This is a genomic window from Streptomyces sp. NPDC088116 (genome assembly GCF_044741745.1).
Taxonomy (GTDB): domain Bacteria; phylum Actinomycetota; class Actinomycetes; order Streptomycetales; family Streptomycetaceae; genus Streptomyces.
On sequence record NZ_JBIUTF010000012.1, the window covers coordinates 19,359 to 35,317 of the forward strand.

The following is a 15,959-nucleotide window of genomic DNA, read 5'->3' on the forward strand; positions in this document are numbered from 1 at the left end:
AACCGGACCACCGGGCCGGGACGGCAGTGGCATGCTCGGGTGAGCCGACAGAGGGGGAAAACCGTGGACGCCTTGACCGTCGCCAACGAGGTGGCGCCGTACGTCACTGCCGCCGTCACCGCCTACGGGACGGCCGTGGTCACCCGGACCGCCGAAACGGCCGTCGACGCGACGGCCGGTCTGGGCCAGCGCATCGTGCAACGGCTGTGGAGCCGGGAGGAGAACCGGGACGGGCTGGAGCAGGCCATCGAGGAGGTGGCCGAGGACCCGCGGGACGCCGACGCCCAGGCCGCCCTGCGTGTCCAGGTGCGCCGCATCCTGCGGCAGGACGCCGAGCTGGTCGCGGAACTGGCCCGGCTCCTGCCCGCCCGCGCCTTCACCGCCTCGGGTGATGGCGCCGTCGCGGTCGAGACGAACAGCGGCGTCATCAGCACCGGCGACGGCGCCACGATCCAGCGGTGAGCGAGAGGCCCCGCATCGAGGCCTCCGGCGAGCAGGCGGTGGCCGTCGGCACCAACAGCGGTGTCGTCTCGACCGGCGACCACGCCACGATCGACGCCCGCACGGTCCACCTGCCGGCCGACGCCGTCCGACAACCCGCGCAAGTGCAGGCCCCTCGGGGGACCAGCAACCTGCCCGCGCCGGCCAACCCCGACTTCGTCGACCGCGTCGAACCGCTGGCCCGCTTGGAGGCCGTACTGGACGCCGCCTGTCCGACGTTGCCGCCGGTCGTGCACGGCCTGGGCGGGACAGGCAAGAGTGCCTTGGCTCTCCAGGTCGCACACCGGCACCGGCACCGGTTCAACCCGGTGTGGTGGCTCAGCGCGGACTCCGCCTCCAGCCTCACCCACGGGCTCGCCGACCTTGCCACCCGGTTGGCTCCCCATCAGCACCTGGCCACCGCGACCAGCACCGAGCGCGCCGAGTGGGCCCTGAGCTGGCTGCAGACTCACCAGGACTGGCTCCTCGTGCTGGATGACGCCGCCTCCCCGCATGACCTGGCCCCTGTGCTGGGCATGACCACAGGGCGGCACATCATCACCAGTCGGCGGACCACCGGCTGGCGCCGCTTGGCCCAGCCTCTGCCGCTGCAATCCCTGCCGTCCGACGCCGCGGTGGAGCTGCTCATGCGCATCGTCGAGCCGGAGGGGCCCGACGACGAGCGGGTCCTTGTCCGCCTCGCCGACGAACTGGGACATCTCCCCCTGGCCCTGGAGCAGGCCGCCGCCTACATCGAGTCGACCGCCATCAGTCCGGCCGCCTACCTCGACCGTCTCCGTCGCTATCCGGGCCGCATGTTCGCCGCCGTGGCAAGCGGTCAGGAGGCCGACAACCAGCGCACCATCGCCCGGATCTGGCGACTGTCCCTCCAGGCGATCACCAACCGGCAGCCGTTGGCGGGGGATCTGCTGCGGCTGTTCGCCTGGTTCGCTCCCGCTCCGCTGCCGCGCGACATCCTCGAAGGCCTTCACGAGAGCCTGGGAGAGGACCCGTTCGCCGTCGATGAGGCCCTGGCCCTCCTCCACGGCTACAGCATGATCACGCTGACCCGGCAGACCGTGGAGGTCCACCGCCTGGTCCAGGGCGTGGCACGCGTCGCCGACCCCGCCGACCCCCATCGCAGCGTCCAGGCCATCGCGACCGCCCGCGAACGAGCCACCCTGCTACTGGAGCAGGTACTGCCGGAGAACCCGCTGTTCAACGTCCCCGGGTGGCCCCGGTGGCGCGAACTCCTGCCGCACCTGCTGGCCCTGACCGACCGGACTCCGGCGGAGGAGGACCTGCACACCGCCGGCCTGCTCATGGCCGCCTCCGGATACCTTCAGGGCGACGGTCACACCAGCACGGCCATAGCCTGCGCGCGGCGCGCGGTGGAGATCAACACCCGGCTCCAGGGCTCCGGCCATCCGGCCACCTTCGCCGCCCGCAGCTTCCTCGCCAGTGCCCACCGGGCCGCCGGCGACCTTGAGACAGCCACCCCTCTGCACCAGCAGAACCTGGCCGACCACGAGCGCGTACACGGCGCCGATCACCCCGACACCCTCGTCGCCCGCGCCAATCTCGCCTACCTCTACGCCCTGCGAGGCGAGCCGGCGCGAGCGCGGGACCTGCACCAGCGGAACCTGACGGACATGCGGCGCCTTCACGGACCCGACCATCCGCACACCATCAACGCCCTTGCCAACCTGGCCAGTTCCTACCGCGACATGGGCGACCTGGAGAGGGCCATCGACCTCCACCGCAGCGCCCTTGCCGACTACGAACGGGTCCACGGGCCGGACCACTCCGAGACCGTCACCGCCCGCAGCAACCTCGCCTACGCCCACAAGCTCGCCGGCGACGTCGACGCGGCCACCGCCCTCTTCGAGAGGGTGCTTGCCGACCGCGAACGCCTCTACGGCCCCGACCATCCCCTCACCGAACTCGCCCACCAGTTCCTTGAAGACACCCGCGAGGCTCACGGCCGGGAATAGAGACTCACGGCCACGCATGGGCGGACGGAAGGGCGAGCGCCGACGAGGACCGCAGCCGTCAGGGGTTGATGCCGTTGCCGCGCAGCCAGCTCATCGGGTCGATGCCCGAGCCGCCCGGCGTGTGGACTTCGAGGTGCAGGTGCGCGCCGGTCACGTTGCCGGTCGCGCCGACCCGGCCGATGACCTCGCCGCTGCTGACCTTCTGGCCGGCGCTCACGGTCATCGAGGACTGGTGGGCGTACCAGATCTCCGTACCGTCATCCAGCTCCAGCACCGTGCGGTAGCCGTACGAGCCCGACCAGCCGGCCGACTTGATGGTGCCGCTGTGCACGGCCTTGACCGGCGTACCCGTCGGGGCGGCGAAGTCCAGGCCGGTGTGCTGGCCGGAGGACCACAGGGAACCGGCCTCACCGTAGGTGGAGGTGAGTGTGTACGAGGAGGTGGGGAGGGAGTAGCTGGCGGCAAGCTTGGCGAGGCGCTCCGCCTCCGCCTTGGCCTTGGCCTCCGCCTCGGCCTTCTTCTTCGCCGCCTCGATCTTCTTCTCGGCGTCGGTCTGCCGGGCCTTGGCCTGCGAGGCGGCCTTCTCGGCCGCCGCCGTCTCCGTGGCCGCCTTCTGCACGGCGTCGGCGGCGCCCTGCTGCTGCTCCGCCTGCTGGAGGATGCGGGCGCGGAGGGCCTCGCCCGCGTTGGCGCCCTGTTCGGTGTCCGCGACCGTGAGACCGGCGGAGGTGAGCGGAGCGCTGGCCAGGACGTCCGTCTCGGAGTCGTCCGATGCCAGGGAGCCCATACCGGGCAGCGACTTGGAGTCCGGAAGGTTGTCCGCGACCACGTCGGGCAGGGATATGGAGACCGCGGGCTTGTCCTGCGCGGTGGCGATGCCGCCCGCGCCGACGGCGGCGATGACGCCGACACCGAGGACCGTGGAGCTGCGGGCCAGCCCGTTGTTGCGCTTGGCGGCCACGCGGTGTCTGCCGCGTACGGGGCGGACGGACTCCTCGGTGGGATTCCATTCTCCCCAGCCCGGTTCCGGCTCCTTGCCGTAGGAGAGAGTTTCGAAGGGGGCTGCCGGGGCAGGCTTGTTGGACGCCACGGGGGCGCGCTCCTTTCCTTCCTTCTCGCCTACCGGGTTAGCTGACGGGTTCGGAGCAGGAAGGTCTCCTACGGGCGCTTCTGCCGCACGGAGGCAGCAAAGAACGTCCGATTCACCCCAATTGGTGGTTCCCCGGTTCCCTCGCGGAATTCGGCGCTGCGCACGGTGCCATCTCTGGCGACGGCTGGGACGACCGCGCTGCGTTATCGAACGTTAATAGAGAGCAGGGCCTTATTCCAAGCTGTTCCTGATGATCGTTAACAACTTCGCAACGGACACATCAGGGCACACGTGAGCGCAATGGGGCGAGTTGACAGCGATTCAGGGTGCCCGTCGATTCTGACGGTACGTCAATTGCTATGCGGAGGGGCACCTGTTGACTACCCACAGTGGCCGACGCCGGTGAAGGCACCGTGAAGGGCTCCATGAAGGCTCCACGAGGACCCGCCGACGGGCTCCGAGGGGCCGCACAGGCCTCGCGCTCCGACAGGCCGGGAGGGCCCCGGGGGCGGCGTCACGGAACGGCCGGCGTGCCCCTGCGCCGTTCCGGCTCCCCCTCCGCGGGCCGGTTGACCGCCAGCAGCGCCATGTCGTCCTGGCTCCCGCCGCCCGTATGCACCCGTACGTCGTCGATCAGCGCCTGGAGCAGCTCGTCGGGCCCCTGGAAGATCCGCCCGTCGAGCCGTTCGCGCGGAAGGTAGAAGACCCCCCGGCCGTCGCGCGCCTCGGTGAGCCCGTCCGTGTAGAAGAGCAGCGTCGCGCCGGCGGGGTACGCGGACTGCTCGGCGCGGTCCGGCCACGCGCCCAGCTCGCTCATCCCCAGCGGCAGCGCGGGGTCGCTGGGAGCCAGCATCCGTACGGCGCCGTCGCCGTTCATCAGCAGCGGCTCGGGATGCCCCCGGTTGACCAGCCGCACCACGTTCTCCCCGTGCGGGATCTCGGCGAGCACGGCCGTCGTGAACCCCTCGAAGGTGTCGAGCCCGCCCCGCCGCGTGCCCTCCCGCGTCAGGGCGCGCTCCAGCCGCTGTGCGACCGCCTCCAGCGAGCTCTCCTGCTCGGCGGCCTCCCGGAACGACCCGATGATCACCGCCACCGCTTCGACCGCGTCGAGCCCCTTCCCCCGTACGTCCCCGACCACCAGACGCACCCCGTACGGCGTGTCCTGTACGGCGAACAGGTCCCCGCCGATGTACGCGCCCTCCTGCGCCGCCTCGTACCGCGCCGCGACACGCAGCCCGCCGATCCGCTCCGCGGGTCTGGGCAGCACGGCGCGCTGGGCGGTCTCGGCGATGATGCGGGCGGAGGCAAGCCGTTGACCGCTGCGGCGCACGACCGCGTTGATGTACAGCGCGAGCAGGGAGACGACCACCACCGTCAGCAGCTCACTGCTCGCCTCGACCGTGAACAGCGATTCGCTGCTCAGGCGCAGCGCCAGCTCGGCGGCCAGCGAGGCGAGGGCGACCAGGGACGTGCCGAGCATCGAGTAGAACGGGGCGGCGACCAGGGGGGCCGCCGCGAAGAGGGGGCCGGAGGTGACGCGCGCGGGCGTCGTGAGGTCGAGTATCACCCCGACCACGATGACCAGGGAGGGCAGATAGCGCACCATCCGGCGTCCGGTACGGACACCCCGGCCGGTCCGCCGGGCGTGGCCGCCCACCATCCGCGGGGCATCGCCGACCACCCAGAACCCCCGCCCGTCACCGGGGAGAGCGTCCCGAGCGGCCCGGCGACGCCTGCCGCCGATGCGCTCCGTGAGCTTCCTCAGCTTGCCCACCAGTGGTCTCCTGCCCGGTCAGCCCGCGGCGGCGGACCGTACGGCGCCCCGCCTACCCAGGCTGGCCGCTGTCGGGCCGGGTGGCGAGTCAGCCGTCCGCCGAGTGGGCTACGCGTCCGAGGGGTGGACCAGTCGGACGAACCCCACGCGGTACGGCAGACCAACACCACGTGGTGCGGCAAAGCGGAGGCGGCGGCAAGCACGACGAAGGCCCGGATTCACAAGGAATCCGGGCCTTCGTTTTCTTCCAGTAGCGGGGACAGGATTTGAACCTGCGACCTCTGGGTTATGAGCCCAGCGAGCTACCGAGCTGCTCCACCCCGCGCCGTTGAATGCAACTCTACGCCATTCGGAGCAAGATCAAAACCACCTGCCCCACGGAGCGGATCAGGCCGCCTCGACCACATCGGCCCGCACCGCCGCGGCCCACTCCACCAGAAGCCGCTGGTAACGCTCCTGCTCAGCGGGGGAGAGCGTGCTCCCGGCCCGCCCCCAGAGGGCACGGATCTCGGAATTGACGACAGCGGCGGACCGAACGGAACCACGGGCACCGGAAGATTCGGGCGAGGAAGCGAACATAAGCCCAAGGCTACGGCCAGCCACTGACAATCGGCAGAGCGTGTCCCCCTACGCTTGGACCGGTGATCGAAACCATCGTGTTCGACGTCGGGGAGACCCTCGTCCGCGACGACCGTTACTGGGCCTCCTGGGCCGATTGGCTGGGGATTCCCCGCCACACCATTTCCGCTCTCGTCGGCGCCGCCACCGTCCAGAACCGGGACAACGCCGACGCCCTCCGCCTGATCAAGCCCGGCATGGACGTCGGCGAGGCCTACCGGGCCAGAGAGGCCGCCGGGCGCGGCGAACACCTCGACGAGTCCGACCTCTATCCCGACGTCCGGCCCGCCCTGGCCGGCCTCCGGGCGCTCGGCCTGCGTGTCGTCATCGCGGGCAACCAGACCGTCAAGGCCGGTGAACTGCTGCGCGGCCTCGACCTGCCCGCCGATCTCGTCGCCACCTCCGGCGAGTGGGGCACCGCCAAGCCGTCCCCCGAGTTCTTCGCCCACGTCGTCGAGGCGGCGCGGACCACGCCCGAGCGGACGGTGTACGTCGGCGACCATCCCGCGTACGACCTGTTCCCCGCCCGGGAGGCGGGCCTGCGCACGATCCATCTGCGGCGCGGGCCCTGGGGCTATCTGTGGGCGGACGACCCGGATGTGGCCGAGGCGGCGGACTGGCGGATCGACAGACTCACGCAGCTCGCGTCGATCGCGGCGGAGTGGACGGCGGCGAGCACGGACGTACGGGACGAGGAGGCGGGCGTACGGGACGAGGAGGCGGGCGTACGGGACGAGGAGGCGGGCGTACGGGACGAGGCCATACAGGACTGAGACGTACGCCACCGCGACAGACGTGGCCGACGGCACCGGGACCGGCGCAGGGGGCAGGGGAGCCCCCGGGGGGGACCCAGGACCCGACGCGACCCGACGGCCCCCGGCCGGACACGCCCCACTCACACCCCGCCCCACGGCTCACTCGTACCGCCGCCCCTCCCTCACACCACCCCGTACTCGTGCGCGGGACCGCCCTGCCACTCCACCCAGTTCGGGTCGTCCAGCAGATCCCAGGCATCGGGCAGACCGGCCAGGCGCAGGAACTCGATCAGATGGTCGTCGCTGTGCGCGAGGCCCATGATCCGTCCGCGGACGGTGACTCGCCGCCCGCCCGTCCCGGACGCCCGGTGTACGACGATCGGTACATCACTCATACGCTCAAGCGTGCGACCTTCCCGCCCGGTCCGCAGCCTCTGGTACGTGTGTCTCTTCTCCCGCGGTCCGCCTCGGGCGCGCCCCCGGCGCGCCGCCTCAGCGCTGGGCGCCCGCGCCCGGCAGGTCCTCCTCCGTGAAGGGAAGCGCGTCCAGGTCACCGTCGAACTTCCCGAGACCCAGCGCCGTCAGCTCCGCCTGATCGGACGGCGGACCGTGACCGCCCGTACCGTCCGGGCCGGGCAGCGCCTGCTCGGTCCAGATGCATTTTCCGGTCGACGTGAAGCGGGTGCCCCACCGCTGGGAGAGCGCGGTGACGAGTTGCAGCCCCCGCCCGCCCTCGTCCGTCTCCAGCGCACGGCGTATACGCGGCGTGGTGAGACTGCCGTCGGAGACCTCGCAGACCAGATCCGCGCTGTGCAGCAGCCGCAGCCGTACCGGGCCCTTCGCGTGCCGCACGACGTTCCCGACCAGCTCGCTGGCCAGCAGTTCCGTGGTGGTCGCCAGGTCGTCCAGGCCCCAGGTGGAGAGCTGCTCCCGGACGTGCCTGCGCGCCTCGCCGGCGGCCTGCGGATTCTCGGGGAGCGGCCAGGAGGCCATCTGGTCGGCGGTCAGCGCGTGGAGGCGGGCGACGAGGAGGGCGGCGTCGTCGGTGGTCTGCTGCTCGGCGGGAAGCAGACGGGCCGTGAGGGAGTCGCAGAGCGGCCCCAAGTCCTCCTCGCTTTCCGCATGTTCACGCTCTTTCCCGCTGCCGCCCGCTCCACCGTCCGCCCGGCCGTAGCCGACGGCGGTACGCAGGAGCCGCGCGAGGTCCGCCATGCCCGCGTCGATCTCGCGCGTGGCCGACTCGACCAGGCCGTCGGTGTACATCACGAGAAGGCTCTCCGCGGGCACCTCCAACTCGACGGTTTCGAACGGCGGTTCCGCCGCGCCCAGCGGCGGGTCCGGGACCTGGTCCGGGAAGTACACCGTGCCGTCGGGGTGGACCACGGCCGGTGGCGGATGCCCGGCGCGTGCGACGGCGCAGACGCCGGTGGTGGAGTCGTACAGCGCGTACAGGCAGGTGGCGTACGAGTCCTCCCCCAGGCCGCCGACGATCTCGTTGAGGTGGCTCATGATCTCGTCGGGAGGCAGTTCGAGGTGGGCCAGGGTGTGGACGGCGGTACGCAGCCGCCCCATGGTCGCCGCCTCGGACAGGCCGTGCCCCATCACGTCCCCGATGACGAGCGCGACCCGGCCGGCGGAGAGCGGGATGATGTCGTACCAGTCCCCGCCCACGTCCATCCCCTGCCCGGCGGGGAGGTAGCGGGCGGCGGCCGTGCACGCGGGCACCTCGGGCAGCCCGCGCGGGAGCAGGCCGCGCTGCAACTCTCGGGAGCGGTCGTACTCGGCGTCGTAGAGCCGGGCCCGTTCCAGCGCGTGCGCGAAGAGCGCGCTGATCGCCGTCAGGAGGGTGCGCTCCTCGCCGGTGAGCCGGCGCGGCCGGTCGAAGGCGATGACGCACACACCGAAGGTGTGCCCGGAGGCGGTCAACGGCAGAAACGCCCAGGCCGACTTGCCGGCCGCCGCGGGCCGGTCGGCCAGATCCGGGTAGCGCGCCGCGTACTTCTCCCTCGACGGGATGAACAGCGGTGCCCCGGTCCGGATCGCGTCCCAGAGCGGGTCGCGTGCCCTGCGCAGCTGGCCGTCGAGGGTTTCGAGGAAGCCGGGCGGGTATCCGACGGCCCCGACGTTGTACGCGCGGTCGCCCTCGATGGCCTGCACCACCAGACCGGTGGCGCCGAACGGCGGCAGCACCCGCCGTGCGACCGCGTCCACCACGTCCTGTGAGGTCGTCGCCGCGGCGAGCGCCTCGGTCAGCTCCGCGATCCGCGCGGCCCGCTCGGAATCGGCCCGAGCGGCGGCGGCCCGCTCGGCCTCGTGCCGCCGCCGCTCCGTGACGTCGGTGAAGTAGAGGATCACACCGTCGGGGACGGGAACGAACCGCAGGTGGTAGCCGCGCCCGGTGTCCGGCATCCACACGTCGAAGCCGACGGGGGCGTCCTCGGCGGCGGCCTCCCGGCAGCGGGCCTCCAGGTCGGGAACCTGCCGTACGGAGGACAGCTCCCACAGGACGCGGCCGAACAGCTCCTCCTCGGAGGAGCCCAGCATGCGCTCGGCCTCCAGGTTGACGAACGTGATCCGCCAGTGGTCGTCCACCGAGAGGAAGGCGTCGCTCATGTGCCGCAGGGCGCGGCTGAGGGCGTCGCGGGCGGAGCGGGACTCGTTGCTGTCCCACCCCATGCCGACCATCCTGAGCGGGTCGCCGTTCTCGTCGAGCACCACCTTGCCGCGCGCCTGCGTCCAGCCGTACGTACCGTCCAGGCGCCGCACCCGGTACTCGGCCTCGAACAGGCTCCGGTCCCGGATCGCCCGCTCGGCCGCGGCCAGCGTCCACGCCAGGTCGTCGGGGTGGACGATCTTCATCCAGCTCGCGATCACGGGCACGAAGTCGGCGGGTTCGGTGCCGTAGAGCGCCATGGCGTCCTCGTCCCAGTCCAGCGCGCCGGTCTGGATGTTCCAGTCCCACGAGCCGACCTGGACCTCTTTCAGCGCCTGCCGCAGCCGGCCGCCGCCGAACTCCTTCTGGGCCGGCGCGGCGGGCGGCGGCGCCTGACTCATCCGCTCCTCGGCCCAGGTGACCACGGCCCGCAGAAAGTCCCACTGCTCCTGGGCCGGCTCGCCCCGGTCGCCCATCAGCACGGTGAGCGCGCCAATCGTACGGTCCCCACTGGACACGGGCACGGACGCCAGCCCGGTCCCGGGCCACGCGACGACGGGGGGCAGGGCGGGGTCCCGCGACGGGGGCGGAGCGGGGTACGGGAAAGGCGGCGGGCGCTCGCTCCCCGCCGGGCCGGGGCCGGCTTCAAGGCCCACCCACACGCCACTCCCCTGCCGCACGGCGCGGGCCGGGGCCAACGGCCCGTCCTGGTCGACGATCTCCCAGGTCCGGCTGAGCGCGGGAGGCAGCCCGGTCGCCGACACCAGACGCAGCGCGGACATGGGCCCACGCAGATGCACCATTCCCCCCAGGCCGCCCAGCTCTCCGACGGCATGCTGGAGGGCCAGCCGGAACACTTCGCTCTCCGTGACGCCCTGTTCCACTGTGTCGAGCAAAGCCAACCGTACGTTCACCATGCAATCGTACATTTCCCCCATATCTGGCGGGCTTCCGCAAGCTCCACAGGCATGACAACGAAGGCGTGACAGCGCCTCGGGGCGAGCGCGAGGGCGCGTGAATCCCAGGCCGCCTACGACGTGCCGCTCACGGATACCCGCGGAGAGCCCATCCCGCATACCGTTCCGATTCCGGCGCTGCGCGCCTGCACCCAGCCCACGAACACGCTCGGCGCGAGCAGCTGGTCGTCCGCGCCCTGCCGCTGGTACTGCGAAGCCCATCGGAGAAGGCACGCGCCACCCGGCGACGATTCGCGGAACGGGGGCGCACGGCTGGAGGCTCTCACACTCCGTCCGGTCTGTCGGGGAGAGGTATCCGGCCGGGGCAGATCAGGGAGGAGCCCCGGCCGGCGTCGACGAGGGACGACGGCCGACCGGAGCGGTCGCACCCGCCCGCCGCTGTGCGACAGCGACGAGCGGGGGTCGGAGGCGTGGTTCCACGAGTACGAGCCCGAGACTGTCGGAGGGGTGCTCGGCCAGGGGCAGGAGGCGGCGCGCTGTACGGCATGGCGGGCAGGCGCGCATGGTTCGTCCGGGGCCGCTCGCCGAGTGGACGACTCCGACGACGATGAGCGTGTCGTGGGCGTGCCCGCAGTAGTCGCACAGAGGCGACGGGATCAGAGCGGCGGCCCGGACACTGTTCACTGGCGGGCCTCTCGCTCCGCTTTACGCAGCCGCGTGCCGACGGCGCAGGGCGAGGTGGCCGTGGCGCACGCAGTGCACTCTTCCGTGTGCTCCAGGACAGCGACGTACGCCGCCGAGTGGCCCCCGCCAGCTGCCCCTTCACATCGCTCGCGTCCAACGCGCAGCAACTCGCTCACGGCCGCCGGCGTGCACAACCGGTCGATCCGCTCCACAGGCACGGCCCAGTAGGGATCGACCGGCGCGGGCTCCGTACGGTCCACCCTCGGGATCGCGAGCCACCCGCCCCGGCCACGAGCCGCAGCCACCGGGGACCGCCACACCTCACACGTCCCGGGCGGCACCAACGCGTAGTACCAATGCCCCGGGTGACACACCACGGGGCCGTCGAGCACCTCGGCCAGCGCGCCGCTCACGACGTCCGGCACAGTGCTCCACACTGCGGCGTGGACCAGCTCCATGGGCATGCGGACGGCGTCGTAGATGATGCCGGTGCGGAAGATGGCCGGGCGCCCGGCCGCCCAGTCCTGCTCGGCGATGTCGGGATGTCGGGTGGTGGACACCAGCCATCGGGAGACGGCGTCGGTCCGGGCGTGGGTGGTGCTCACAGGTTTCTCCCTGTCGCTGACTACGACGAGTGCCAGGAGTAGCGTTTCCGATCTGGAGAACGGGAAGCGGCCCCCGTCGGCAGCCGTCGCGGCCGCGCTCGACCAGGCGCTCGACGCTCGTGGGGAGCTGATCGCGCTCGCCGACATCCGGCCCGGTCAGGATCCGCTGGCACAGGCCGATCTCCTCCGGCGAGGGCTCCACGAGACGCTCACCGCCGGGCCACTGACAGACGCCAGTCTGAACGAAGTCGAGTACACGGTGACCCGCCACGGAGGGCTACCCGGTACCGGTCTGAGACGGAGCTGCTCCCGGAACTGTTGGCCGACTTCGGCGACCTGCGAGTGATGATGGCCGCGCGCCAATCCGCTCCGGCCCGTAGGCGGCTGATGATCGCGGTGGCCCGCATGGCCGGCCTGATGGCACTCACCTTGCTGAAGATGGGAGACGAACGGTCGCGATCCTGGTGGCGTACGGGCCGTCAGGCAGCGGCAGAAGCGGACGACCGGGCGACTCTCAGCTGGATGTACGCGCAGGAGGCATACCAGCTTTATTACGGCGGAGACATGGAGGGCGCGGTCGAACTGGCCCGCCGTTCCCAGCAACTCGCCGGCGGCCTGCCGTGCGTAGGACCCGCGCTCGCCGCGCCGCTGGAAGCGCGGGCGCACGCACAGCTCGGCCAGTCCGCGGCGGCCTCCGAGGCTCTCGCGTCCGCCGAGGTCGCGCTGGAACGGCTGCCCGCCGAGGAGCGGCTCGGGTCGGCGTTCGGCTACTCGGAGAGCCGGCTGCGTTTCCACTCGGGGAACGCGCTGACACACCTTGGCGAGACGAGCCGGGCACGCGAGCAGCAAGCCCGAGCCCTCTACCTGTACCCGGCGTCCGACCACACAGACCGCTCCCTGATCCGTCTGGATCAAGCGATGTGCCTGGCCCTCGACGGCGATCCCGCCGCAGCTGCGTCGCACGCTACGGAGACCGTCGTGGATCTCTCACCGGAACACCGGTCCGCTCTGATCATCTTCCGCGCTCGCGACGTCGCCGCTAAGGTGCCCGAGACACGAGAGGTGCGGGTGCTGCGCGACGTGCTGGCGTTACCCGCCGGCGAGGGGGACAGCGGTGCAGATCAGCCCGGCGACCGAGGCAGACACTGAGACGATCTCCGAGATCCTTGGCGAGATCGAGGCGTACTACGGTGGCGCGGACACGCCTGGCGATCAGGCCGCGGTCCGTGCCGCGCTATACGGCGAGCGCCCAGCGGCTACCGTCCTTCTCGCGCGCGACGGGAATCGGATCCTCGGGATGGCGAGTTACACGTTCCTCTGGCCGGCGTGCGGAGCGGACACATCCCTGTACTTGAAGGAGCTGTACGTACGGGAAACCGTCCGGCGTCGCGGTGTTGCGCGTGCGTTCATGGTGGAACTGGAGGCGGTAGCGGCTGCGGCTGGGTGCTCGCGAATCGAGTGGACGGCCGACGCGGACAACCCGCCGGCCCTTCGCTTTTACGAGGCGCTCGGTGCCGAACCACGGGGTGGGAAGGTCTTCTACCGCCTCGAACGGTGAGCCGAGCAGTAGACCGGTGACGTCACGGCTCAGTTCCGGATACGACGAAGCGCCCCTCTCCGGCGCACCCGCTCACGCAGCAGAGCCCGGAATGAGAACAGCCCCAGGCCGGATACTTCCTGACCTGGGGCTGGGCGGTAGGCCGTGTGGGACTCGAACCCACAACCAACGGATTAAAAGTCCGCTGCTCTGCCAATTGAGCTAACGGCCCTCGGCACAACACCCACGAGCATAGCCCTCCGGGGACAGTGCGCCGATCGGGTATCCCCCCATGGGGTGTCACGCGCCCGCGAAGAGGCTGCGAGGGGACCGCGACGCGGGCGCGTGACGGACGGCGACGCGGGCGCCGCGGTCCCTGGAGGGGGTTACGACGCAGGGCCCGTGGTCCACCTGGTAGGTGGACCACGGGCCCTGATGAAGCGTCAGGTTCTCAGGTCCGCGGACCGTCAGCCGTTGCGCTTCCAGCGCGGCTTGTCGTCGCGGCGGCCGAAGGAGCCGGTGCCGGTGCCCGTGGAGCCGCCCCGGTGGTCGTCACGGCGGGTGGACGGGCGGTCGTGGCCGCCCGAGCGGAAGCCGCCCGAGGGACGGTCGTCGCGGCGGTCGCGGTTGAACGGACGGTCGCTGCCGCCACGGCGCTCGAAGGGGCGGGCGCCACGGTCGTCACGGCGCTCGCCACCGCGGTCGTCGCGGCGGTCGCGGTTGAAGCCGCCCCGCTCGCCACCGCGGTCGTCACGGCGCTGGAAACCACCGCGGTCACCGCCACGGTCGTCACGGCGCTGGAAGCCGCCACGGTCACCGCCGCGGTCGTTGTCCTTGCGGTCGTCCCGGCGGAAACCAGGACGGTCGTCGCGACGCTGGAAGCCACCACGGTCACCACCGCGGTCACCGCCACGGTCGCCACCGCCGTCACGCGGCGTGTAGCCACGCGCGCCGCCCCGGCCACTGCGCTCGCCGCGGTCGTCGCGACGGCCGTAGTTCCCGCGCTCGTCGCGGCTGTCCCTGCGCTCCTCGCGCTGCGCCGGTACGGCGGCGGCAGCAGCGGCAGCCGCCGCCTCCACCGCGCGCTCGGCCTCGGCGGCCACCTCGGCCACCGCCGCCTCCGGGTCGTCGCCCCGCTCGCGCGCCGCGCGGGCGACCAGGCGGTCGGCCTCTTCACGGAGCTCGGCGGCACGGCGCTGCGCGCGCTCCAGCTGCTTGGTCAGGTCGGCGGCCTCGCGCTCGGCCTGCTTGGCCGCGTTGTTCGCGGAGTCGGCCTGCACCTCGGTGAGCGAACGGGCGCCGGTGATCTCGGCGACCTCCGGGTCGAACGCACCGGCTCCACCGACCATGTGGCGCGTGGCGTCGACGCCCGCGTCCTCCATCAGCCGGAAGATCTGGCGACGCTGGTGCGGCAGCGCCAGCGAGACGACGACACCGGACTTGCCGGCCCGCGCCGTACGGCCCGAGCGGTGCAGGTAGTCCTTGTGGTCCCCGGCCGGGTCCACGTTCAGTACGAGGTCGATGCCGTCGACGTGGATACCGCGGGCGGCGACGTCGGTGGCGACCAGCGCGTTGACGTAACCGTCCTTGAAGTCGGCCAGCGTCCGGGTGCGCGCGCCCTGCGTCATACCGCCGTGCAGCGCGTCGGCCTTCACGCCCGAGTCGCGCAGCTGCTCGGCGATACGGTCGGCGCCCAGCTGCGTCCGTACGAAGATGATCGTGCGGCCCTTGCGGGCGGCGATCGCCGCGGTGACCGGGGCCTTGTCCTTGGGCTTCACGACGAGCACGTGGTGCGTCATGGTCGTGACGTTGCCCTGGGCGCTGTCGACCTCGTGGCTCACCGGGTTGGACAGGTAACGCTTGACCAGCGTGCTGATCTCGTTCTCCATGGTGGCGGAGAAGAGCATGCGCTGACCGCCGGAGGGCACCAGGTCGAGCAGCTCGGTGACCTCGGGCATGAAGCCCAGGTCGGACATCTGGTCGGCCTCGTCGAGGATCGCGATCTGGATCTGGTCCAGCGAGCAGGCGCCGCGGTTGATGATGTCGCGCAGCCGGCCCGGGGTGGCGACGAGGACGTCGACACCGCGCTCCAGGGCGTAGATCTGGTTGCCCATCGACGTACCGCCGCAGACGACCTTCATCTTCAGGCCGAGCACGTCGCCGTACGGCTGGAGGGCGTCCGCGACCTGCATCGCCAGCTCACGGGTCGGGGTGAGGATGACACCGCGGGGCTTCTTCTTCTCGGTGTGGCCGCCGGCCAGCGTGGCCAGCAGCGGGAGACCGAAGGAGAGGGTCTTGCCGGAGCCGGTACGGCCGCGGCCCAGGATGTCCTTGCCGGCCAGGGCGTCCGGGATGGTCGCGGCCTGGATCGGGAAGGGGGCGGTGACACCGTTCTGCGCGAGCTTGCGGACGATGCCGTCCGGCAGGCCCAGGTCGCCGAACGTGAGGCCGGGGGCCTCGTCGGCCTCGACCTCGGACTCGACGGTGTCCCCGGCCTCGGTGGCCGCTACGGCCTCCGCGCTCACCAGGGCCTCCACCGTTTCGATGGAGTCGTTCTCGGGCATGACGGCGTGGTCAGTGCTGGAAATGGACATGCGAAATGCGAAACCTTCCGGAGTCTCGGCACGCGCCCAAACTCCGTGAAATTCGCAAATCGACCGCCTCAATGCGGTCAGCCACGGCAAGGGAGAGTACGCGCCACGCGGCGCTCTTCTGTGTCGGCGCCGGGCGATGATCAAACGATCTACTACCATACGCACCTCCCCCGTCCAAGGCAAACCGCCCTCGCGATTCCGGTACGCCCGGGGCCCGGAACGGGGCACCGCACCGGTGTCAGCGCCGCCGCTCGCGTC

The 15,959-nt window shown here is 71.6% G+C and carries 12 protein-coding genes, 2 tRNA genes and 1 riboswitch; of the genes, 5 read left to right on the forward strand and 9 right to left on the reverse strand.

The window, feature by feature from the left end:
• The first annotated feature begins 63 nt into the window (after positions 1-63).
• Positions 64-462, forward strand: a complete 399-nt coding sequence (locus ACIOJD_RS33365; RefSeq protein ID WP_401920091.1) for a hypothetical protein — start codon at positions 64-66, stop codon at positions 460-462.
• Positions 459-2,474: a tetratricopeptide repeat protein gene (locus tag ACIOJD_RS33370; RefSeq protein WP_401920093.1), complete on the forward strand. Its 2,016-nt coding sequence runs from the start codon at positions 459-461 to the stop codon at positions 2,472-2,474. Before ACIOJD_RS33365 ends, ACIOJD_RS33370 begins: the two co-directional genes overlap by 4 nt.
• Positions 2,475-2,532: 58 nt before the next feature.
• Here ACIOJD_RS33370 and ACIOJD_RS33375 read toward each other — a convergent pair whose 3' ends face one another.
• From ACIOJD_RS33375 to ACIOJD_RS33390, 4 genes are all read right to left on the reverse strand, one after another.
• Positions 2,533-3,564: a M23 family metallopeptidase gene (locus ACIOJD_RS33375; RefSeq protein WP_401920096.1), complete on the reverse strand. Its 1,032-nt coding sequence runs from the start codon at positions 3,562-3,564 to the stop codon at positions 2,533-2,535.
• Positions 3,565-3,575: 11 nt separating this feature from the next.
• Positions 3,576-3,730, reverse strand: a riboswitch (cyclic di-AMP (ydaO/yuaA leader).
• A 348-nt stretch (positions 3,731-4,078) separates the two neighbouring features.
• A complete protein-coding gene (locus ACIOJD_RS33380) occupies positions 4,079-5,224 on the reverse strand; it encodes a PP2C family protein-serine/threonine phosphatase (RefSeq protein ID WP_401920173.1) in 1,146 nt (381 codons plus the stop codon).
• Positions 5,225-5,589: 365 nt separating this feature from the next.
• Positions 5,590-5,663, reverse strand: a tRNA-Met gene (locus ACIOJD_RS33385).
• Between the two features lie 62 nt (positions 5,664-5,725).
• The gene (locus ACIOJD_RS33390) at positions 5,726-5,917 is read right to left on the reverse strand and encodes a hypothetical protein (RefSeq protein WP_401920098.1); all 192 of its coding nucleotides are present in this window, start codon (positions 5,915-5,917) and stop codon (positions 5,726-5,728) included.
• Between the two features lie 65 nt (positions 5,918-5,982).
• On the opposite strand from ACIOJD_RS33390, the gene ACIOJD_RS33395 reads away from it, so the two are divergent.
• Positions 5,983-6,729 (forward strand): HAD family hydrolase, encoded by a 747-nt coding sequence (locus tag ACIOJD_RS33395; protein WP_401920176.1) that lies wholly within the window; start codon positions 5,983-5,985, stop codon positions 6,727-6,729.
• A gap of 164 nt (positions 6,730-6,893) precedes the next feature.
• Here the strand turns inward: ACIOJD_RS33395 and ACIOJD_RS33400 are convergent, their stop codons facing one another.
• The 3 genes from ACIOJD_RS33400 to ACIOJD_RS33410 form a co-directional block, all read right to left on the reverse strand.
• Positions 6,894-7,106 (reverse strand): hypothetical protein, encoded by a 213-nt coding sequence (locus ACIOJD_RS33400; protein WP_401890309.1) that lies wholly within the window; start codon positions 7,104-7,106, stop codon positions 6,894-6,896.
• Between the two features lie 97 nt (positions 7,107-7,203).
• A complete protein-coding gene (locus ACIOJD_RS33405) occupies positions 7,204-10,278 on the reverse strand; it encodes a SpoIIE family protein phosphatase (protein WP_401920101.1) in 3,075 nt (1,024 codons plus the stop codon).
• Positions 10,279-10,961: 683 nt separating this feature from the next.
• Positions 10,962-11,570 carry a hypothetical protein gene (locus tag ACIOJD_RS33410; protein WP_401920104.1) on the reverse strand — a complete coding sequence of 203 codons (609 nt, stop codon included), beginning with the start codon at positions 11,568-11,570 and terminating at the stop codon, positions 10,962-10,964.
• Between the two features lie 318 nt (positions 11,571-11,888).
• Here ACIOJD_RS33410 and ACIOJD_RS33415 point away from each other — a divergent pair, with 318 nt between their 5' ends.
• Complete coding sequence (locus ACIOJD_RS33415; protein WP_401920106.1) at positions 11,889-12,719, forward strand: hypothetical protein; 831 nt, start codon at positions 11,889-11,891, stop codon at positions 12,717-12,719.
• A complete protein-coding gene (locus ACIOJD_RS33420; protein ID WP_401920108.1) occupies positions 12,685-13,128 on the forward strand; it encodes a GNAT family N-acetyltransferase in 444 nt (147 codons plus the stop codon). The genes ACIOJD_RS33415 and ACIOJD_RS33420 overlap by 35 nt, the downstream gene beginning before the upstream one ends.
• 138 nt (positions 13,129-13,266) lie before the next feature.
• Here the strand turns inward: ACIOJD_RS33420 and ACIOJD_RS33425 are convergent.
• Together ACIOJD_RS33425 and ACIOJD_RS33430 are read right to left on the reverse strand one after the other, a co-directional pair.
• Positions 13,267-13,339: transfer RNA gene (locus tag ACIOJD_RS33425), tRNA-Lys, on the reverse strand.
• A gap of 235 nt (positions 13,340-13,574) precedes the next feature.
• A complete protein-coding gene (locus tag ACIOJD_RS33430) occupies positions 13,575-15,701 on the reverse strand; it encodes a DEAD/DEAH box helicase (protein WP_401920111.1) in 2,127 nt (708 codons plus the stop codon).
• Positions 15,702-15,959: the final 258 nt, after the last annotated feature.

Coding starts and splice junctions, on each gene's coding strand:
- ACIOJD_RS33430 (WP_401920111.1), bottom strand. CDS start 15,701: ATGTCCATTTCCAGCACTGACCACGCCGTCATGCCCGAGAACGACTCC.
- ACIOJD_RS33400 (WP_401890309.1), bottom strand. CDS start 7,106: ATGAGTGATGTACCGATCGTCGTACACCGGGCGTCCGGGACGGGCGGG.
- ACIOJD_RS33380 (WP_401920173.1), bottom strand. CDS start 5,224: ATGGTGGGCGGCCACGCCCGGCGGACCGGCCGGGGTGTCCGTACCGGA.
- ACIOJD_RS33390 (WP_401920098.1), bottom strand. CDS start 5,917: ATGTTCGCTTCCTCGCCCGAATCTTCCGGTGCCCGTGGTTCCGTTCGG.